At 38.5% G+C, this 20780-nt stretch carries 20 protein-coding genes; 2 read left to right on the plus strand and 18 right to left on the minus strand.

What is annotated here, in order from left to right; genetic code table 11:
• Positions 1-19: 19 nt before the first annotated feature.
• From lpdA to NSS81_RS03890, 5 genes are all read right to left on the minus strand, one after another.
• Positions 20-1441 carry a dihydrolipoyl dehydrogenase gene (lpdA, locus tag NSS81_RS03870; RefSeq protein ID WP_342432237.1) on the minus strand — a complete coding sequence of 474 codons (1422 nt, stop codon included), beginning with the start codon at positions 1439-1441 and terminating at the stop codon, positions 20-22.
• A gap of 18 nt (positions 1442-1459) precedes the next feature.
• A complete protein-coding gene (gene buk, locus NSS81_RS03875) occupies positions 1460-2563 on the minus strand; it encodes a butyrate kinase (protein WP_342432238.1) in 1104 nt (367 codons plus the stop codon).
• 90 nt (positions 2564-2653) lie between these two features.
• Entirely contained in the window at positions 2654-3748 is a 1095-nt protein-coding gene (gene bcd, locus NSS81_RS03880) for a branched-chain amino acid dehydrogenase (protein WP_342432239.1), read from the minus strand.
• Between the two features lie 29 nt (positions 3749-3777).
• Entirely contained in the window at positions 3778-4683 is a 906-nt protein-coding gene (yqiS, locus tag NSS81_RS03885) for a phosphate butyryltransferase (RefSeq protein ID WP_342433925.1), read from the minus strand.
• 131 nt (positions 4684-4814) lie between these two features.
• Positions 4815-6890: a sigma-54-dependent Fis family transcriptional regulator gene (locus NSS81_RS03890; RefSeq protein ID WP_342432240.1), complete on the minus strand. Its 2076-nt coding sequence runs from the start codon at positions 6888-6890 to the stop codon at positions 4815-4817.
• A gap of 182 nt (positions 6891-7072) precedes the next feature.
• Here NSS81_RS03890 and NSS81_RS03895 point away from each other — a divergent pair, with 182 nt between their 5' ends.
• Complete coding sequence (locus tag NSS81_RS03895; protein ID WP_342432241.1) at positions 7073-7312, plus strand: DUF2627 domain-containing protein; 240 nt, start codon at positions 7073-7075, stop codon at positions 7310-7312.
• Between the two features lie 35 nt (positions 7313-7347).
• Here the strand turns inward: NSS81_RS03895 and NSS81_RS03900 are convergent, their stop codons facing one another.
• Positions 7348-8073 carry a glycerophosphodiester phosphodiesterase gene (locus NSS81_RS03900; RefSeq protein ID WP_342432242.1) on the minus strand — a complete coding sequence of 242 codons (726 nt, stop codon included), beginning with the start codon at positions 8071-8073 and terminating at the stop codon, positions 7348-7350.
• 37 nt (positions 8074-8110) lie between these two features.
• On the opposite strand from NSS81_RS03900, the gene NSS81_RS03905 reads away from it, so the two are divergent.
• Positions 8111-8248 carry a YycC family protein gene (locus tag NSS81_RS03905; RefSeq protein WP_342432243.1) on the plus strand — a complete coding sequence of 46 codons (138 nt, stop codon included), beginning with the start codon at positions 8111-8113 and terminating at the stop codon, positions 8246-8248.
• 74 nt (positions 8249-8322) lie between these two features.
• Here NSS81_RS03905 and spo0A read toward each other — a convergent pair whose 3' ends face one another.
• From spo0A to NSS81_RS03965, 12 genes are all read right to left on the minus strand, one after another.
• The gene (gene spo0A, locus NSS81_RS03910) at positions 8323-9114 is read right to left on the minus strand and encodes a sporulation transcription factor Spo0A (RefSeq protein ID WP_342432244.1); all 792 of its coding nucleotides are present in this window, start codon (positions 9112-9114) and stop codon (positions 8323-8325) included.
• Between the two features lie 355 nt (positions 9115-9469).
• Complete coding sequence (gene spoIVB, locus NSS81_RS03915) at positions 9470-10759, minus strand: SpoIVB peptidase (RefSeq protein WP_342432245.1); 1290 nt, start codon at positions 10757-10759, stop codon at positions 9470-9472.
• Positions 10760-10957: 198 nt separating this feature from the next.
• The gene (recN, locus tag NSS81_RS03920) at positions 10958-12655 is read right to left on the minus strand and encodes a DNA repair protein RecN (RefSeq protein ID WP_342432246.1); all 1698 of its coding nucleotides are present in this window, start codon (positions 12653-12655) and stop codon (positions 10958-10960) included.
• A gap of 15 nt (positions 12656-12670) precedes the next feature.
• Positions 12671-13120, minus strand: coding sequence for a transcriptional regulator ArgR (gene argR / locus NSS81_RS03925; protein WP_342432247.1), 450 nt, complete (start codon positions 13118-13120; stop codon positions 12671-12673).
• A 151-nt stretch (positions 13121-13271) separates the two neighbouring features.
• Positions 13272-14111, minus strand: coding sequence for a TlyA family RNA methyltransferase (locus NSS81_RS03930; RefSeq protein WP_342432248.1), 840 nt, complete (start codon positions 14109-14111; stop codon positions 13272-13274).
• A 3-nt stretch (positions 14112-14114) separates the two neighbouring features.
• Positions 14115-16010: a 1-deoxy-D-xylulose-5-phosphate synthase gene (gene dxs / locus NSS81_RS03935; RefSeq protein ID WP_342433926.1), complete on the minus strand. Its 1896-nt coding sequence runs from the start codon at positions 16008-16010 to the stop codon at positions 14115-14117.
• 359 nt (positions 16011-16369) lie between these two features.
• Positions 16370-17263, minus strand: coding sequence for a polyprenyl synthetase family protein (locus NSS81_RS03940; RefSeq protein ID WP_342432249.1), 894 nt, complete (start codon positions 17261-17263; stop codon positions 16370-16372).
• Positions 17264-17265: 2 nt separating this feature from the next.
• The gene (locus NSS81_RS03945; protein WP_342432250.1) at positions 17266-17499 is read right to left on the minus strand and encodes an exodeoxyribonuclease VII small subunit; all 234 of its coding nucleotides are present in this window, start codon (positions 17497-17499) and stop codon (positions 17266-17268) included.
• Entirely contained in the window at positions 17496-18848 is a 1353-nt protein-coding gene (gene xseA, locus NSS81_RS03950) for an exodeoxyribonuclease VII large subunit (protein WP_342432251.1), read from the minus strand. The genes NSS81_RS03945 and xseA overlap by 4 nt, the downstream gene beginning before the upstream one ends.
• Positions 18849-18861: 13 nt before the next feature.
• Positions 18862-19716, minus strand: coding sequence for a bifunctional methylenetetrahydrofolate dehydrogenase/methenyltetrahydrofolate cyclohydrolase FolD (folD, locus tag NSS81_RS03955; RefSeq protein WP_342432252.1), 855 nt, complete (start codon positions 19714-19716; stop codon positions 18862-18864).
• Positions 19717-19755: 39 nt separating this feature from the next.
• The gene (nusB, locus tag NSS81_RS03960; protein WP_342432253.1) at positions 19756-20154 is read right to left on the minus strand and encodes a transcription antitermination factor NusB; all 399 of its coding nucleotides are present in this window, start codon (positions 20152-20154) and stop codon (positions 19756-19758) included.
• A 210-nt stretch (positions 20155-20364) separates the two neighbouring features.
• Positions 20365-20769: an Asp23/Gls24 family envelope stress response protein gene (locus NSS81_RS03965; RefSeq protein WP_342432254.1), complete on the minus strand. Its 405-nt coding sequence runs from the start codon at positions 20767-20769 to the stop codon at positions 20365-20367.
• Positions 20770-20780: the final 11 nt, after the last annotated feature.

A 20780-nucleotide genomic window follows, 5' to 3' on the forward strand; every position in this document is an offset into this window, starting at 1 on the left:
TGTCCGTAGAAAAATAAAATTAAGAATGGATTGCTTTGCCATCAACTGCAAGTGCAGCTTCCCCGATAGCTTCTGATAACGTCGGATGAGGATGAATGGTATGAGCTATTTCCCAAGGTGTTGCGTTCAATACCATCGCAAGTCCCGCTTCTGAAATCATGTCTGTAACATGCGGACCAATCATATGCACCCCTAGAATATCATTGGTTTCTTCATCAGCAACTATCTTAACAAAACCATCCGATTCTCCAAAAACAAGTGCCTTTCCAATCGCCCGGAAGGAAAACTTGCCAACTTTTACTTTATGGCCTTTTTCAATTGCCTGTTCTTCCGTTATCCCAACGCTCGATACCTCAGGATTACTATAAATACATTTAGAAACGAGGTTATAATCTAGTGGAGAAGGGACTCCCCCTGCAATATGTTCCACTGCAATAATTCCTTCATGTGAAGCAACATGGGCCAATTGCAACCCCCCTATTACGTCACCAATGGCATATATATGTGATTCCTTCGTTTGAAAAAATTCATTTGTTGAAATGAATCCCTTTTCAACCTGGATTTCAGTATTTTCTAATCCAATTCCTTCAACGTTTGCTTGACGACCTACGGAAACAAGGAGTTTTTCAGCCTTATATTCTTTCAGTCCTGATTTTGTCTCGGCCGATATTATAACACCCTCACCTTTAATCAAAGTTTCAGGTAATACCTTTGCCCCTGTAACCAGCTTAATACCTTTTTTCTTCATGAGGCGCTGCATTTCTTTAGATATATCTTTATCCTCTGTAGGGATCATACGATCCGCATATTCAATTACAGTAACGTCTACACCAAAATCAGAAAGCATCGAAGCCCACTCTATTCCGATAACACCTCCGCCAACAATTATGATGGATGAGGGTAACGTCTCAAGTTCTAAGGCTTCATCAGATGTGATAACGAATTCTCCATCCAATTCTAGTCCAGGCAGTGTTCTTGGTCTTGAACCCGTTGCAACCACTACATTTTTCGGAAGAAGCATTTCATTCTCTTCCCCGTTGTTCATTTCAACTGAGATAGTCCCAGGCATCGGTGAAAAAATGGATGGACCTAGGATTCGGCCAAGTCCCTCATAAATATCAATTTTCCCTTGTTTCATTAAATGCAGAACACCTTTATGGAGTTGATCAACAATTTTATTTTTTCTATCTTGGACTTTACCAAAGTTAAAAGAAACTTCACTAGTAATAACCCCGAATTCTTCACTATGCTTCGTTGTTGCATAAACTTCTGCGCTTCGGAGTAAGGCTTTACTTGGGATACATCCTTTATGAAGGCATGTTCCCCCGAGTTTCCCTTTTTCAACAATAGCTGTTTTTAGGCCTAATTGTGAGGCACGAATAGCTGCTACATAGCCGCCTGTACCGCCACCAAGTATGACCAAATCGTATTCTTGTGTCACTGTTTTCCCTCCCCATTCTTAAATTTTTGCAGTTTTAAAGGTACCCGGATATTCTTTTACTTCTTCTTCTCCACGCAAAATGCGGAGGGCACCCTCAGCCAGTGCTTGAAGCTCATTTTCACCAGGATGTACAATACAGTCAGCAATCCAGTGAATTCTATCAATGATGGATTTTACAAAACCGTTACCAAATGCGAGACCACCAGTTAACACGATGGCATCCACTTTTCCGTTCAACACTGCGCTGGCAGCGGCAATTTCTTTTGCCACTTGATAGGCCATGGCATCATACACAAGCTTCGCGTTTTCATCGCCATCAGCAATTCTTTTTTCTACTTCGACCGCATCACTTGTTCCTAGGTAGGCTACAAGTCCCCCCTGACCAACAAGCTTCTTCATCACTTCTTCACGGTAATACTGACCTGAATAACAAAGAGCGATTAAATCCCCAGCAGGTACGGTACCTGCTCGTTCAGGGCTAAAAGGCCCATCTCCATGTAGGCCATTGTTCACATCGACAACTTTTCCCCGCCTATGAACTCCAACCGTAATTCCACCACCCATATGAGTAACAATCAGGTTCAACTCTCGGTACTCTTTCCCAAGCTCCTTCGCCACTCTTCTTGCTACCGCTTTTTGATTTAATGCATGAAAGATACTTTTTCTTTCAATTAAGGAAAATCCTGATATTCTAGCGATAGGATCCAATTCATCTACAACAACAGGGTCGACAATAAAAGCTGGTATGTTAAGTGCAGAGGCAATCTCATTTGCGATAATGCCTCCAAGATTCGAAGCGTGCTGCCCAGCATATCCAGTTCTTAAATCTGAAAGCATCACGTCATTTACATTATATGTGCCACCTTCAATTGGGCGCAGCAATCCTCCTCGTCCACAAACGGCATTTAATTTTGAGATATTAATTCCTTCATGATCGAGTGTTTCTAAAATGGTACTTTTTCTGAATTCATATTGGTCAATGATATTGGCATATGAATTGATCTTGTCAACATCATGGCGTATCGTTCTTTCTAGTATAGAAATTTCATTATCGAAGACCCCGATCTTAGTAGAAGTAGAACCTGGGTTGATGATGAGCATTCGATATTGTTTATCAGGCAATGGATTGACCTCCAATATGGTTTATCATTCATCCTATTTAAAGCAAAGACGCTGAATTTTCCATTCAGCGTTCTTCCACTTTTTTCCTTTTTATCGACGACTTAAGATATGATGGCCATTTTGCAGGAATTGACTGCGGGAATTACGCATTTTTTCAATCCGTTCTTCCGCCATACGGTCTGCAGCTACGTAAGTTGGAATCCCATCACGCTTTGAAATAGCAATTACTTTTTCAATACTTGCATAAATTTGGTCAACCTTTTTCATAGCACGTTCATGATTATATCCATAAAGCTCATCTGCAACGTTTATTACCCCACCTGCATTGATAACATAGTCTGGTGCATAAACAATACCCATTTCATGGATGATATCGCCATGTCGTGGATCTTTTAATTGATTATTAGCGGATCCGGCAATGACTCTTGCCTTTAACTGCGGTATTGTTTCATCATTAACTGTTGCTCCAAGAGCACAAGGAGCATAAATATCACATTCCACACCATAAATTTCATCTGGATTCACAGCACGTGCACCGAATTTCTCTATGGCACGTTGAACTACTTCTTTGTTAATATCTGTAACAATTAATTGTGCACCTTCCTCGTGCAAGTACTCGCACAGAGTCCAGGCTACATTTCCTATACCTTGGATAGCAACGACTTTTCCTTCTAGTGAATCCGAACCAAATGCTGCTTTAGCTGCTGCTTTCATCCCACGGTAAACTCCATATGCAGTGACTGGTGAAGGATTACCTGATGAACCGAAAGCTGGTGAAATACCTGTAACATAGTCTGTTTCTTCATGGATCATATCCATATCTGCAACCGTTGTTCCTACATCTTCAGCGGTAATATATCTTCCGTTTAATCCTTGAATATACCGACCAAATGCACGGAATAATTCTTCTGATTTATCTTTACGAGGGTCTCCAATGATAACGGTTTTCCCACCACCTAGGTTTAGCCCTGCAGCAGCATTCTTATATGTCATTCCTTTTGCCAGTCTTAATGCATCTTCAATGGCATCTCCCTCGGAATCATACGTCCACATCCTTGTACCGCCTAATGCAGGTCCTAGAGTTGTATCGTGTATAGCGATAATCGCTTTTAATCCTGATTGCTTATCTTGGCAAAATACTACCTGCTCATAATCATATTTTTCTAAGTACTTGAAAATTTCCATTGTCTATTCCTCCTCAAAATTAAGAAACTTTAGTTACTGATAGAACAGATGGCAAGGGCAAGTGAGTAAAGCTTGCTTTCAGCCGTATCAGCTCTAGATGTCAAAACAATCGGGGCCTTTGCGCCTGCAATAACGGCCCCAACCTTTGCTTTGGCAAAATAAATTAATGATTTATACAATACATTTCCCACTTCTATAGTTGGAACTAATAAAATATCAGCTCTGCCCGCCACTTCACTATGTATACCTTTGTGTTCGGCAGCTAAAGTGGAAACAGCATTATCAAGTCCAAGAGGACCATCAACAATACACCCCGGGATTTGTCCCCTGTGATTCATGAGTGTTAATAAGGCAGCATCAATCGTTGCTTGCATATTTGTTTTTACCACTTCTACAGCAGCAATTGGAGCTACTCTAGGATTTTCAATTCCTAAAGAAGTGGCCAAGGCAGCAGCATTTTTTATTATTTGTGCTTTTTGCTCTACATCAGGAGAAATATTCATCGCCGCATCTGTTACGAAAATCAAACGGTCAAAGCCTGGGACTTCAAAGACCGCCACATGCGATAAAACACTGCCTGTACGAAGTCCATATTCCTTATTCAAAACTGATTTTAGTATAGTGCTCGTGGCTAGATTCCCTTTCATCAAGACGCTAGCTTCTTTATTAAATACAGCCTTTACAGCCAAATCTGCAGCTAATGAGTTTGATTCTGCGTGCACAACATTTAATTTTTTATTGTTCTTATTTTTATATTGCTTTACATCTAGAATGGTATTAATTTTTTCTTTATTACCATATAAAATAAAATTGGCGAGGTTACGGTCTAAAGCGTCTAGCACTGCTTCGATTACTTCTGTGTCCTCTGCAGCCGCGACGGCAACCGTATGATCATGCTGTTGGGTTGCTTTGTCAATAAGTGTTTCCAGCAACAAGTTGTCATCAACCCCTTCTATATTCACTGCAACTCCAAAATATAAACATGCAAGTTCCATGCCAAATAATTTCCATTGCAAACGCTGTATTTACATCTTTTATATATGCAATATCCTGCATACTACGAAAATTATTGCGTGCTATTATTTTCAAGTTTGTATTTCTCGAGCTTGTAATATAGATTTCTCACCGACAAGCCAAGAGTTTTAGCTGTTAATGTTTTATTCCCATTTAAGCGATGAATGGTATCTTTAATAATTTCTGCTTCATATTCCTCAACCATTCCTGAAAGGGAACGGTTCGGTTCAACTGATTTACTATTCTCTGAAAAATGAAGTTCATTCCCTGTTTTTTTACTTCTTAATTCTGGTAAGTGATGGACATTAATTAGCGATTCATTATAATTCATAAAAATCATTGCTCTGCCCAGAATATTTTCTAATTCCCTTACATTGCCCGGCCAGTCATAATTCATTAACCTACTCACGGCTGTTTGGGTTACACCTTCTACATTTTTTCCATAATCACGATTTATCTTTTGAATGAGCAGTTCTGATAATAATGGTATTTCTTCTCTACGTTTTCTTAACGGCGGGATATGTATAGGCATGCGATTTAAACGATAATATAAGTCTTCCCTAAAGGATCCATTGGCAATACCTTTTTCAAGGTTGACATTGGTTGCAGCAATAATTCGAACATTAATTGCTATAGGCTTTGTCCCGCCCACCCGAATGATTTCACGTTCTTGCAGTACCCTAAGTAACTTTGCTTGGGTATTGGCTGGCAACTCACCTATTTCATCAAGGAAAATGCTGCCATTATTCGCTTCTTCAAAAAAGCCTCTCTTTCCTCCCCTTCTCGCTCCAGAGAATGCTCCCTCTTCATAGCCAAATAATTCACTTTCCAGTAGTGACTCAGCAATAGCCGCACAATTTACACGGATAAATTTGTTGTATTTTCTATCACTTGCATTATGTATAGCGTGGGCGAACAATTCTTTTCCTGTTCCCGATTCACCGCGTAAGAGAACGGTCGCCGGCGTTTTAGCACCAAGTTTAGCCTGCTCAATAGCCAAAAGCATTTCTTCTGAATGAGCAATTATATCCTCGAAGGTATATTTGGCTTCAAGTGTTCGAATAATTTGCCTGGCACGATGCAGTTCCCTGCTTAGAGATTTAATTTCCGACATATCGTGGATAACGCCTACACTACCCTTTAGTTTACCTTTAACAATAATTGGGGCCACATTAACAATTACTTCACGCTTATTTGCTCCAACTCTCATAGCAGTGCCCCGAACAGCTCTTCTTGTCTGAAGAACCTTCATATGCATACTTTCTCCTTCAGAAATATCAGCTGTCGCTGGCTGCCCGATTACTTGTTCCTTAGTAAGACCTGTGAGACGAGTATACGCCGGATTTATAAGTATACCTCTGCCAAGTTCATCAACTACTGAAATGGCATCATCACTTGAATGAATAATTGCCTGGAGCATGGTTTGTATTTCCTTTAAATCGGTAATCTCCTCTGCAAGATTAACCACCTCGGTTATATCCTTAAAGACAGCAAAAGCGCCAATAATCGTTCCATTTTCCTCAATGATTGGAATCCGGGTAGTAATAATTTTACGGCCATTCCCCAGAATCATTTCTTGATTGGTCTCAATTCTTTTTGATTCAAGGATAAGCGGTAATCTACTTTCTGGGATGACATTAACTACCTGCTGACCGATTGCTTGCTCCTTTTTAACACCCATCATTTCTTCGGCACGGCGATTAAATAAAATAACATGGCCATAATTATCGATAACAACCATTCCATCATTTGTGGCATTAAAAATTAATTCTTGTTTATATGATTCATTTTGATGCTTTTGAATCAGTTCTTCTTTTTCTTCAAGAAGCTGTGCCAGCAAAAAGGCAACACTTCCCGGAATTAAAACCGTTTTTTTACTTTTAGCATTTCTAAGCTGTTGAAACACTCGTTCGCTCCCAGTAACATCAATGATAATATCAATCGTTTCATTTAGAAAGGGGAGCCAGTCCGTTCCAGTTACGATGCCTTCTCTTTGTGCTAATAATATACCAGGGGCATCCGAATTTCGATCGATCACAACTTGGACATTTAACACTTCTGTTTCATTTAGTAATTTTAATACCGCTATACCACCTTTGCCAGCGCCAACAATCATAACATTTTGCATCTTTTCGCCCCTTTATTATATTGTCTTCCAAAAAGAAGTTTTTTTCACACAAAAATAATCGAAAATCTGCAATATTTTTCAATTACTATTTTATATTTAATTACTGTCCTTGACAAATATTATCTTTGTAATATATTTTTCATGAAGGTATTTTTTTACTAAAGAATTGGAAGGATTACATTATGATTCGGATTATTGCTCTATTCATATTATTAATTCCTGGGTTTTTGGCTGGTTTTGGTATTAAATTAATGCGTGATATGACTTTTGGGGTTCTACTGTCTCCCATACCGTCTTTATGGCTTCAGTTTCTCCTTGGTTTACTATTCTTTCTTGGTGGTTTGGGATTTGTAGCAGGATTTATCTTTCGAAGAGATCGTAAACGGAATAAAGTTCAAGCTAGATTTAAGGATAATAGATAAAGAAGAAAGAGACCATTTTGGTCTCTTTCTAAGTTTTAGCCTTGAGTATATTGTTTTCTTATATTCAATGCTTTGACAGGTTCATCTGTAATGATAGCTGAACATCTTATATTAAAAAATCTATGCAAATCAGCATCTTTATTTACTGTATAAGGTCTAACCGCTATTCCATTTTCCATTGTACTTTTAATAATTTTATCCGAGATACGGGAGTATTTTGGATGCATTCCTTTTGCCCTGATTGACTGGGCGTATACCCATGGCATAAATATCCGTTCATTAAAAAGTGGTGCAGTTTCTATTTCCGGTGCCAGTTGATAACTATATACCACACTATAATGATTGAAAGAAGAAATAATAATTCTGTCGGTCATACCATAATTCCGAACAAGCTGGATAACCCTTTCTTCCATTCCTTTATATGGAATAAGATCATTTTTCAACTCTATATTACAAACAAGATTATTCGTTTGCATCCAATCAAGTACTTCATTTAGTGAAGGTATCGGCTCTTTTTTTACACCCTTTTTACTGGCATTTAACTTTCTGATGTCTTTAAATAAGAAATCCTTTACATATCCTGATCCATCTGTTGTTCTATTGACCTTCTCATCATGAATAACAACGATTTCATCGTCTTTGGTTAATTGGACATCGAGTTCCAGACCATCAGCACCTGCTTTTTCAGCTTCGACAAATGCACCCATTGTATTTTCGCTAAATACAGCTGCATAACCGCGGTGGGCAAATATTTGTGTCATTTTTTCACTTCCCAACTACTATTTGGAGGAATTTACAATGAAACCACTACAACTATCACCTGAAACGGCCATTAAACTAGCCGAAAAATTAAATGTTCCCATTGAACATCTTATGCATATGCCACAGCACATTCTTATTCAAAAATTAATGGAATTACAAAAGGAAGAGCAGTAACCGCCAGCTGCTCGATGCTTTAAATTCGAAAAAGCCTTCATTCAGAATGAAGGCTTTCATTTGTTCTGGGTTTCTCAAGAGGCCTTGTGTTCAAGACGAAGTTTATCTGCTACCATCGCAATAAATTCACTGTTCGTTGGCTTTGCTTTTGACATACTGACAGTGTAACCAAAAAGCGAGGAAATTGAATCAATATTTCCGCGGCTCCATGCAACTTCAATGGCATGGCGAATGGCACGCTCAACACGACTTGCCGTTGTATTGTATTTTTTAGCAATATCAGGGTAAAGCACCTTTGTAATTGAACCTAAAAGTTCAATATCGTTGTAGACCATAGAAATAGCTTCACGCAAATACAGATATCCTTTAATATGCGCTGGAACACCAATTTCATGAATAATACTTGTGATACTTGCATCAAGGTTTTTCGGCTTTTGTTCATTTTGCGAACGGTAATTTGATGTTGGCAGCTTACGGCTTACTTGACTTGTTTTTCCGCTAACCTGACGAATATGATTTCCAAGGTTCTCCATATCAAACGGTTTTAGAATAAAATAAGATGCACCAAGCTCAACCGCTTTCTTTGTAACATCTTCTTGACCAAACGCAGTAAGCATTATAACGTTCGGTATTGTCGCTTTTTTCAGATCTCTCATTCGCTCTAGAACTGCTAAGCCATCAAGATGAGGCATTATAATATCTAAAACAAGTACATCAGGTTCTACTGTTTCTAACATCTCTAAGCAATCTTGTCCGTTATGTGCGATACCTGAGATTTCCATATCTTCTTGGGAAGAAATGTAGTCCTCTAATAATCCAACTAACTCCCTATTGTCATCAACGACACAAACTTTAATCTTTTTCAACTTTGTATCCTCCCCAAACTCAAATATTCTCTTTTATCACTTTAATTTTTATTATTTATTTTTTATTCGCTTAATTCTATTCTAAATTAGAAATTCGACAATGCAACAAAAATTCCTCTCATTTTTTTAATATTTCTTAAAATAGTTATAAAATCTCATCTATTCTTTATTTTCCTTTGTTTTTCGACTAAATTCGCATTTATGGTTAATTATACTATGTATTTGTCGAATAATCTTTATACAAAAAAAGAAAATAGACGATTATCCGCCTATTTCCATATATTGAGTAATATCTAGCTTCTGCACCTAGCCCCTCGAGTCTTTGGGGCTGACCAAGGAGCATACGCTTTTCGTTTTAACTGGCTTTTTCTTTTGGTTTTTCGTATATGTTAATTCCAGCTTCATTTAACATCCATTCAATGTGAACACCATAACCGCTTGTTGGGTCATTGACAAAAACATGAGTCACCGCACCTATTAACTTGCCGTCCTGTATGATTGGACTTCCACTCATTCCCTGGACGATCCCTCCTGTTTTATCAAGAAGTTTCGGGTCAACAACCTTGATAACCATGCCTTTTGTAGCTGGAAATTTTTGCGGAATCGTGCTAACAATTTCTATATTAAATTCTTCTACTTTGTCATCATTTACTACAGTTAAAATCTTTGCGGGTCCTTCTTTCACTTGATGGGATAAAGCAATTGGCAACGGTTTATCCAAGACCCCATTCCTTAATTCTTTGTGCAGTACACCAAATATCCCAAAGGGACTATTTTTTGTGATGTTTCCTACTATTTCACGATCTGAAGAAAAGCGTGCCAACTTTTCACCTGGATCGCCATTACTTCCTTTTTCAATGGAAGTAACGGTAGAACGAACAATTTGACCATCCTCAACTACAATAGGTTTTTTTGTATCCATATCTGAAATAACATGACCTAAAGCGCCATATTTTTTTGATTTTGGATCAACAAATGTCATGGTGCCTATTCCTGCTGCTGAGTCACGGATATATAATCCAAGTTTATAGGACTTTTCTCCCTTATCTTTTAAAGGAGTAAGCTTTGTAGTGAATTTTCCGCTTTCTCTGCTAATAACCATATCTAATGCTTCACTGTTTTGTCCTGCATTTTGTACAAATGGCGCAACATCAGTCATTTTTTCAATTTTATTTCCATTTATTTCCGTAATGATATCCCCGATTTTAATTCCTGCTAATTCTCCAGGAGACTTTTTTCCATCTTCAGTCGAAACTAAATGGTGTCCAACAACCAGTACACCAACTGTGTTTAATTTAACTCCTATAGATTGGCCCCCAGGAGTTACCCGGAAATCCTTTAATACTTGTACATCAACCTTTTTTATTGGAATACCTGCAAATTCTAACAGCATTTCATTTTGACCATTTTCTTTTGCTTGTAATGAAACAGATTTTTGATCCTGAGCAAGTGTGATAGTGGAATTGTGAGAACCGACTGTGGCCGACACCGGAGCGGCCTTTTGAAAAGTATAATCTTGTCCTTCAAAAACGGTTATCGTCTTTGGTATATCAAGGTAATCCTGAATTGGTTTAAAAAACAATACGCTGATTAATGAAACAAGGAGAATTCCACCAATAATCTTTCTAATTATGTCTAATTTCAAACTTTTCACTCTCCTCGCTTCTATTTCACTATATCGAAATGGCTACATCTTTAATTTTGCCTCGTTCCCTTGCATTTATAACTGAAGACAATATAAAAAAGCTACCCAATTTGGATAGCTTTACATTTTTTATAAAAAATATAACAATAATAACTCTGAACTCATGCAATAAATGTACAAAAAGTGAATTTTTGATAACTAAACGTTTGTATGCACTTTTTTATTTTCTGCTGCAAGGAATAGTAATTCTTCCGCATGTTTTTTGGTAAGGTCAGTTATTTCAACACCAGAAATCATTCGGCCAATTTCTTTAATTTTTTCTTCTGAGCTTAGAGGACTAACTGCAGTTTTTGTTCTGCCGTCTTTCGTGACCTTGGAAATATACAGATGGGTGTCTGCCATCGCAGCCACCTGAGGTAAATGAGAAATACATAATACCTGCGAATCAACAGCTACTTTATATATTTTTTCGGCAATAGATTGTGCCACTCTTCCGCTAACACCAGTATCAACCTCATCAAATATGATCGAGGTTACACCTTGGTGTTTGGAAAAAATGCTTTTTAATGCCAACATGATTCGTGATAACTCTCCGCCTGATGCTATTTTTGATAAAGGCTTTAATGGTTCACCAGGATTAGTGGAAATAAAAAACTCAACATGATCGACACCGTTTCTCGAGAAATGAGGCAAAATTGATTCAAAACGAATTTCAAATACTGTTTTCGCCATATATAATTCCTTTAATTCATTATGTATTAATTTCGTTAACCTCTCCGCCCAACGTTTACGGATTTCCGTTAATTGCTTGGCTTCTAATATTAGGTCTTTCTTTATGGAGGATAGTTCCTTCTCTAATTGACCAATATGTGTTTCTTTATTTTGCAGTGTTTCGATTTCTTCTTCAATTTTTGCCGCATATTCAACTATTTCTTCTATCGTTTTACCGTATTTCCGTTTTAATTGGTTAATCTCATTTAAACGCTCTTCAATTTCATTTAATTTATGGGGATCGTATTCCAACCCATCCAATTCTGCTCTTAAAGCACTAGTCACATCCTCTAGCTGATAAAAACTGTTCATCACTGATTGAAAAGATTCCTTATATGCCGTATCTAGTGCCGCTGCATCCTCAAGATGGCCCATTGCCATACTAATCCAATCGAGTCCCTTTTGATCTCCTCTTAACGCATTGTAGCTCGTTTGAAGCGATTCAAATACCCTTTCAAAATTAGCGAGTTTCTTTTTCTCCTCATAAAGCTCATTGTCTTCATTAAGCTTTAAATTCGCATTTTGAATTTCATCAAACTGAAATTGAATTAAATCAAGACGATGGGCTGTTTTTTGCTCATTTTCACTTAAGGACTTCAACTTTTTATTTACTTGCTCGAAGCGATGGAATACATCCTGGTATTCAGTGATTGAAGGATAAATTTCTTCAAAACCAAATTGGTCCAGCAGTGGTAGATGTCTGGTCTCATCCATTAAATCTTGATGTTCATGCTGTCCATGAATATCTACAAGTGTGGCACCAATTTCTCTGAGTGTTGAAATTGTAACCAGCTTACCATTGATTCGGCAGACACTTTTTCCTGTACGTGATATATCTCTGCGCAGGACAATCATGCCTTCCTCAATCTCAATTCCAAATTCCAATGCTTTTGCAGTTACAGGGTGTTGATACTCCAATTGAAATAATCCCTCAATTTCCGCTTTGGCCTCGCCATGACGAACAAATTCAGCAGATCCTCTACCCCCAACCAATAAATGAATGGCATCGATAATAATTGATTTTCCAGCACCAGTTTCACCCGTTAAGACTGTCAATCCTTTCTCAAAAGAAACGGTGAGAGCTTCAATAATCGCAAAGTTTTTTATCGATAATTCTGATAACAAGGTACATTCCCCCTATTAAAGCATATCAAGGAAACGATTAGTGATGACCTCTGTCTCTTCAGGAGTACGACAGATAATTAAAATTGTATCGTCGCCACAAATCGTTCCTAGAATTTCTTCCCAGTCTAGATTGTCAAGCAAGGCACCAATGGCCATCGCATTACCAGGCAGACACTTCATAACGAGCAAATGTCCTGCTGAATCAATTCGAACAAAGGCATCCATTAATGATCGCCGTAATTTTTGCAATGGATTAAACCGTTGATCTGCAGGCAAGCTATATTTGTATCTGCCATCTAGTAACGGGACCTTCACGAGGTGCAATTCTTTAATATCCCGGGAAACAGTTGCTTGAGTCACGTTAAAACCAGCATTTTTTAGTTCATCAACAAGATCATCTTGTGTTTCAATATCATTATTGGCAATAATTTCTCTTATTTTAATATGCCGCTGACCTTTATTCATTTAATCACTCCTAAATTCACTCAAACCATTTATGTATTTTGTACTAAATTGGCGCTTCTACACATATGTTAGCTGATTTTGGCAAAGATGTACATTTATTCTTTAACAGAATTTATAGCAAGTTTTTACGAAAAAAAGGATAAGCAATTGCTTATCCTTCGGCGTTTTGTTTTGATTTAAATTCTTGATGAGATTCTTTCACAATTTGTGAAGGCTCGATTGGTAAGCGGTTCTCACCTATTTCCTTCTCACCTTCCCATTTGAGATGAAGAAGGAATTCAATATTCCCGTCTCCTCCGGTAATCGGAGAAAAGGATAAATTTACAGCATCAAATCCCTGAGTTACGGAAAAATCGACAATTTTATTAACAACTTGCAAATGTACCTTTTCATCTCGAATAATTCCCTTTTTACCGACTTGCTCGCGACCAGCCTCGAACTGCGGTTTCACAAGAGCAATAATATCGCCGCCCGGGATTAATAAGGTTTTTAAAACAGGAAGAATAAGTCTTAATGAAATAAACGAAACGTCGATTGTAGCAAAATTAGGCATTTCACCAGCCAAATCTTGTGGTGTTACATATCGAAAGTTCGTTCTCTCCATTACCACTACTCGCTCATCCTGACGGAGCTTCCAAGCTAGTTGATTGTATCCGACATCTAAAGCGTAGGTCATCTTCGCTCCATTTTGTAATGCGCAATCTGTAAAACCGCCAGTCGAGGCGCCAATATCGAGCATCACCTTATCCCTCACGGTCACATCAAATACCTTGAGAGCCTTCTCAAGCTTTAGCCCTCCTCTGCTAACATAAGGGAGTACGTTCCCTTTAACAGTAAGAGGGATATCCACATTTACTTTTTCTCCAGGTTTGTCAAGGCGTTCTTCGTTCGAATAAACAAGCCCTGCCATTACAGCTCTTTTCGCTTTTTCTCGCGTTTCTGCCAAGCCTCTGTCCACTAATAAAACATCAATACGTTCTTTTTTCTTCATCTGTTAAGCCCTTTGTTGTCTTTTTTTTGCAAGGATAGTCATTCTTTTGACAACATCTGAAGTGGTCATTCCAATCTCTCTAAGTAAGGAGTCGACATCACCATGTTCAATAAACTGATCTGGAATCCCCATTCTGTCAATAGCTTGATGGTAATATCCATGATCATGAGCATACTCCAAGACTGAACTTCCAAAACCGCCCTGCAGCACTGCTTCTTCAATTGTCAGTATGGGGGTATTTTGTAAAAATAAATTAACAAGCATTTTTTCATCTAATGGCTTGATAAACCTAGCATTTACAACCTTAATAGAAATACCTTGTTTTTCAAGGATAGCAGCGGCTTCCATTGCCATTGGAATTGTTGTTCCAAAGGTTAAGATGGCAGCATCTTCCCCTTCCTTTAATACTTCCCAAGTACCAATGGGAATTCTCTTTAAATCCTGATCCATTGGTACACCTAAACCATTACCTCGAGGAAATCTCATTGCAATCGGGCCATCGTCATAATTTATCGCAGTATAAACCATGTGCTGTCCTTCATTTTCATCTTTTGGCATCATTAAAACAATATTTGGAACATGTCTTAAAAAGGCGATATCAAAAACACCCTGATGCGTCTCACCATCGGCACCAACTAAACCGGCGCGATCAATCCCGATGAAAACATTTAGGTTCTGACGGCAAATATCATGAACGACCTGATCATATGCTCGCTGTAAAAAAGTAGAATAGATGGCTAAAAACGGCTTCATGTTTTGAGTTGCCAAGCCTGCAGCTACAGTTGCAGCGTGTTGCTCTGCAATACCTACATCGTACATCCTGTCAGGAAACTCATTGGCAAAGCCTTCAAGCTTCGACCCTACTGGCATGGCAGGAGTAATAGCTACAATTCGCTCATCCTCACGAGCAAGCTTGCGAACAGTTTCACTAACTAGACTACTCCAAGCAGGAGGCGGGACCAGATCAGGCTTTACAAAGGCGCCTGTATCCATTTTATATGGACCCGTACCATGCCAGGTCCCTTTGGTATCGCTTTCCGCAGGATGGAATCCTTTGCCCTTTTTCGTGATTACATGCAGCATAACAGGTCCTTCGGTTTTCTTAGCATAGGCAAGGTTTTCAAATAAGGCATCATAATCATGCCCATCAACAGGTCCTAAATAAGTGAATCCCATTTCCTCAAAAAACATTCCCGATACAAGTAAATATTTTAGACTGTCCTTTATCCGTTCCGCGGTGGCAGCAAGTTTTCCGCCTACAGCAGGTATCTTTTTTAACAACACTTCCAGCTCATCTTTTACCCATTGATACTTTCCAGCTGTCCGTAATTGCCCAAGAATCGTATGCAGTGCTCCGACATTAGGAGCAATTGACATTTCATTATCATTTAGAATGACAATCATGTTTTTCTTTTCATGTCCAATATGGTTCAAAGCCTCTAAAGCCATGCCTCCTGTTAAGGCACCATCACCAATAACAGGTAAAATATAAGACTTTTCTTTTTTTAGATCCCTAGCAATTGCCATACCCATTGCAGCGGACAAAGAAGTTGAACTATGTCCAGTCTCCCAAACATCATGCTCACTTTCAATTCTTTTAGGGAATCCGCAAAGACCTTTATATTGACGTAAGGTATCAAATTCACAAGCTCTGCCTGTTAAGATTTTATGGACATAAGACTGATGTCCAACGTCCCAAATGATTTTATCAGTTGGACTATCAAAGCATTTATGCAAGGCAATCGTTAATTCAACTACACCTAAATTTGGTCCAATATGGCCACCCGTTACGGAAAGCTTTTCAATCAAGAATTTCCGAACATCTTGACTTAGAGCCTGCAGTTCATTATTTGACATTCCCTTTAAAAAGGAAGGGTCTTTTATTGATAACAGATCCATGTTTGGATCACTCACTTTCATACTTTTTCTTCGAAGTTAATTTATATTAGTTTATTATTAGTTTAGGCTGTGTTAAAGGACGGTGTTGATTCAGTACACTCTGTTGATTGGAGCGGAAGGCACGAGACTCCTGCGGGAAGAGCAAGTCACGGGAGACCCCGCAGGAGCGAAGCGACGAGGAGGCTCCCGGACTGCCCGCTAAAAAGCGAAGTGCCTGGAGCTCCAATCAACAGCAAGTTTAAAACAGCCTGAGTTTAAAAAATAGCCGCTAACACTAAAAGTGATAACGGCATTGGCAACTGTCAATTCATTGTCAACAATTATAACACAATTACGTTAATGTTCAAATATCTGTACTTTTAATGGTTTCTAGAAACAACTAGCTGGGCTATTTCAGTAAGCAACTTGCTATTCAAACCTGTCTTATTTAAATATTGTATTGAGAGGTCTAATTGGGACTGTAAGGCTTTCTTTGCACCCTCAATTGACAACAGTTGAGGGTAAGTGCTTTTCAGATTTGTTGTATCGCTTCCAACAGGCTTACCAATTATCTCTTGATTACCCTCTAAGTCGAGGATGTCATCCCGAATTTGAAAAGCTAAACCTAGATGATGGGCAAATAAAGATAAATTATCCAATTGTGTTTGATTAGCTTCTGCTAACATTGCTCCTGCCATTACGCTATACTTTAAGAGTTTGCCTGTTTTATGAATATGTATATACTCAAGCTCTTCTAATGTTAGAGCTTTTCCTTCACCTTCCATATCAGCAACCTGACCGCCGACCATTCCTTCCGTACCAGCCGCTTTTGCCATTTCAATAATTAAATTTAATTTTGTACTAGCTGAAGCAGTTTCATTCGGAATGCTGCCCACTACCTCAAAGCTATAGGTTAATAAGGCATCACCTGTTAAAACAGCGATTGCTTCACCAAATACTTTATGGTTAGTAGGCTTCCCTCTCCTGAGGTCATCGTCATCCATGCTTGGCAAATCATCGTGGATTAAAGAATATGTATGAATCATTTCAATAGCGCAAGCTGCTAGCAATCCTCTTTTAGGGTCCATTCCAAAAGCATCTACTGTTGCAAACGTTAGAAGTGGCCGAATTCGCTTGCCCCCTGCTTCTAGAGAATATTGCATTGCCTCTTTTATGATCGGAGGCGCATTAAGTTGAGCCACCAAGGTTCGAAGCTCTGTTTCAAGCAGTTGTTTGTATTCTTGTGTAAAAGCATCTAGTAACTTGGCTGCCAAGCCTATTCCTCCTCTGCAATTAAGAAATCTTCCTTACGCCCATCCTCAGTTATAATTTGTGTCAATTGTTCTTCCACACTCTTTAACTTATCATGACAAAGCTTAGATAGTTCCATCCCATCTTTATAGAAGGCAATTGCCTCTTCTAAGGGCACATCACCCTCTTCTAGCTTATCGACAATTTGTTCGAGCTTATTCATTGCTTCTTCAAAGGATACTTTTTGTTCATTCTTCACTGTTTCTCGCTCTCCTTTATACTCTGAACATGACAGAAAAGACTTCCATCGGTTAATTGGATTTGAATGGATTCATTCTCATTCACTTGATGAATGCTTTTTACAAGCCGATTACCATCTTTGTATACAAGACTATATCCTCGGTCCATTATTTTTAATGGACTTAATGCTTGAAGTGTCGCGATCACACGATCAAATTCATTTTGCTTTTTCATTAGAATTTGCATCATGGCTCTACGGATATCCCTTTGCGAGCGGTCAAACTGCCTCTCCGCTTCAAGTAAAGCAACTTTTGGATGGCTCCGTATTAACCGGTTATAAATGGATTCAAGCTGGTTTTTTTTTCGGTCTGTTAATCTTGATGTACCACGAACCAACATTTCCGTTAACTTATCAACTTGTTCCAGCTTTTGTTCATACAATCGCTGTGGATAACGAAACGCATAGGACTTTTGTACACGATTCAACCTTTGCCTTTCGTAACGAATTCGCCCATTCATGGCTTGTAGCAATCTTGTTTTACGCTGCAGGAGCCTCTCTAACAGTTCCTCTACATGTGGAACTGCTAGTTCCGCTGCTCCAGTTGGAGTAGGTGCACGCATATCAGCTACAAAATCAGCAATTGTAAAATCTGTTTCATGACCAACTGCAGAAATGATGGGGATATCCGAATGAAAAATCGCCCTGGCAACTATTTCCTCGTTAAAGGCCCAGAGCTCTTCAATGGAACCGCCGCCGCGCCCCACTATGATGACATCAACCTCAGGCAGGTTATTTGCACTCTCGATAGCAGAAACGATGGAGGGTGCCGCATTATCACCCTGTACAAGCGCAGGAAAAACAAGGATATTAACAATTGGATACCGTCTTTTTATTGTCGTTATAATGTCCCGAACGGCAGCGCCAGTCGGTGATGTAATAACAGCAACTGTTTTCGGGTATAAAGGGATACCCTTTTTTCTATCCAATGAAAATAACCCTTCTAATTCAAGCTTTTTTCGTAACTGCTCATAGGCTAAAAACAATTCCCCAATGCCATCTGGCTGCATTTCTTTTATATAAATTTGATATTGACCACTTGGTTCGTACACACTAATGTCGCCTTTAACAATTACCTTCATACCATTTTCTGGTGAAAATTTCATAGATCGGCTGTTACCAGCAAACATTACAGCAAGTATCCGTGCTTTTTCATCCTTCAAGGTAAAATACATATGACCACTCGAGTGCCGTTTGAAATTAGAGATTTCACCTCGCACATGTATATCCTGTAAATGTGGATCTGCATCAAATTTTCTTTTTATGTATTTAGTTAATGCCAACACAGATAAATACTTTTTTTCCTGCATGACGAACTCCTTTTTAGGATTGCAATGTATTTTTTGCCGATTTTAGAGTATTGTACATAAGCATTGTAATCGTCATCGGACCCACTCCTTTAGGAACAGGTGTAATAAAGCCTGCCTTCATACTCACTTCATCAAAAGCGACGTCACCGCAAAGCTTTCCTGCGTTGTTCCTGTTCATTCCAACATCGATTACGACGGCACCTTCTTTTATATGCTCGGCATTAATAAAATTCGCAATCCCAACTGCTGAAACAAGAATATCGGCCTGAGTCGTATGTGCCTTCAAATCGCTTGTCCTAGAATGACAATAGGTTACTGTTGCATGTTGATTTAAGAATAATTGTCCTGCAGGCTTTCCGACAATATTGCTTCTTCCAACAACAACCACATGTTTTCCAGCAACAGGAATGCCAGTTTCTTCAAGTAATACCATGATTCCGAAAGGTGTACATGGTAAGAAAGCATCTTGTCCAGTCATCATCCTTCCAATATTAATCGGATGGAAACCATCTACATCCTTTAATGGTGATATAGATTCAATGACTATTTTTTCATCGATATGCTTTGGAATAGGGAGTTGGACTAAAATCCCATGGATACTCTGGTCACCGTTTAACTCTTCAATTTTAAAAAGTAATTCTGATTCAGAAATCGATTCAGGCAATTCAATTAGTACGGAGTGCATTCCGAGTTCATTGCAGGCTTTTTGTTTATTTTTCACATATGTCCTTGATGCATGGTTATTTCCAACAAGGATTACGGCTAACCCAGGAGTGACTCCGCTACTTTTTAACTTTTGTACCTCTTCAGCTATTTCAATTCTTTTTTTTGCTGCTATTTCTGTACCATTAATAATTTTTGCCGTCATCAAACTTCCTCCCTTTTGATATAGAGAAGACACAATCTTTTATTTGTTTCCCAGCTGTTCTTTCACCTTTGATAGTACACCGTTAATAAATCGGCTAGATTGGTCGTCTCCATATATTTTCGCAATTTCAATCGCTTCGTCTAAGATCACATTCGCCGGCACTTCATTTTCGTTGAATTTTAATTCAAAAACTGCAATCCTAATGAGGTTTCTGTCAACCGTTGCTAAGCGATCGATAGACCATTTCTCAAGATTTCCTTTAATCAATTGGTCAATTTCATCCTTTTGTTCGACAACTCCTAAAACGAGTCTTGTTAAATAATCATCTCCTGATTCACCTTCTAATACATGCTCAATGGCAGAAGCTGAATCTGTATTACTTACATCGATTTGAAATAGAGCCTGTAATGCTCTTTCCCTTGCTGTTCTTCTCTTCATTATACCGTTAACTCCTTTAGAGATAGTAATAAATTTTGTCAAAATTTCATACAACAACTATAAACATGAATGATGTTTTATACACATAAAAAGATAATAGCACAACTAAAAACGATTCGCACTGTCAGATGTTGTTTTTTAGTAGAAATCATAGCAGTAACAGAGTAAAAAGAAAAAACCAAAGGATAATATTCCTTTGGCTCTTTCTTTTTACTCTAATTCTTCTTCAGGTTCCTGCTTTTGATTCTCAAATTGGATTCCAACGACGTGAATATTCACGGCCTCCGCATCCAATGCTGTCATATTGAGTAAAGCTTGGCGAATGCTATCCTGGATTTTTCCGGCAACCGTTGGTATAGAAACTCCAAATTTCATCAGGCAATATACATCGACCTTAATACCTGACTCGGATAATTCTACTTTAACACCCTTACCATGATTTTTCTTTCCTAACCGTTCAACAACACCAGTAGCGAAATTACCGCGCATTTGTGAAACCCCATCAACCTCTGATGCAGCAATACCAGCAATTACTTCAATTACTTCTGGAGCAATTTCTACTTTTCCCTGTCCGTTGCTTCCTTGTTCCATTTCTAAAACATTAAACTCGCTCATTAAGAACACCT

The sequence above is a fragment of the Neobacillus sp. FSL H8-0543 genome, assembly GCF_038592905.1.
Classification (GTDB): Bacteria; Bacillota; Bacilli; order Bacillales; family Cytobacillaceae; genus Neobacillus.

What these genes read in the sequence shown, in the direction of transcription:
- bcd (WP_342432239.1), bottom strand. Translation starts at nt 3,748, where the DNA reads ATGGAAATTTTCAAGTACTTAGAAAAATATGATTATGAGCAGGTAGTA.
- NSS81_RS03890 (WP_342432240.1), bottom strand. Translation starts at nt 6,890, where the DNA reads ATGCAAAATGTTATGATTGTTGGCGCTGGCAAAGGTGGTATAGCGGTA.
- NSS81_RS03895 (WP_342432241.1), top strand. Translation starts at nt 7,073, where the DNA reads ATGATTCGGATTATTGCTCTATTCATATTATTAATTCCTGGGTTTTTG.
- NSS81_RS03900 (WP_342432242.1), bottom strand. Translation starts at nt 8,073, where the DNA reads ATGACACAAATATTTGCCCACCGCGGTTATGCAGCTGTATTTAGCGAA.
- NSS81_RS03905 (WP_342432243.1), top strand. Translation starts at nt 8,111, where the DNA reads ATGAAACCACTACAACTATCACCTGAAACGGCCATTAAACTAGCCGAA.
- argR (WP_342432247.1), bottom strand. Translation starts at nt 13,120, where the DNA reads ATGAATAAAGGTCAGCGGCATATTAAAATAAGAGAAATTATTGCCAAT.
- NSS81_RS03930 (WP_342432248.1), bottom strand. Translation starts at nt 14,111, where the DNA reads ATGAAGAAAAAAGAACGTATTGATGTTTTATTAGTGGACAGAGGCTTG.
- dxs (WP_342433926.1), bottom strand. Translation starts at nt 16,010, where the DNA reads ATGGATCTGTTATCAATAAAAGACCCTTCCTTTTTAAAGGGAATGTCA.
- xseA (WP_342432251.1), bottom strand. Translation starts at nt 18,848, where the DNA reads ATGCAGGAAAAAAAGTATTTATCTGTGTTGGCATTAACTAAATACATA.
- folD (WP_342432252.1), bottom strand. Translation starts at nt 19,716, where the DNA reads ATGACGGCAAAAATTATTAATGGTACAGAAATAGCAGCAAAAAAAAGA.
- nusB (WP_342432253.1), bottom strand. Translation starts at nt 20,154, where the DNA reads ATGAAGAGAAGAACAGCAAGGGAAAGAGCATTACAGGCTCTATTTCAA.
- NSS81_RS03965 (WP_342432254.1), bottom strand. Translation starts at nt 20,769, where the DNA reads ATGAGCGAGTTTAATGTTTTAGAAATGGAACAAGGAAGCAACGGACAG.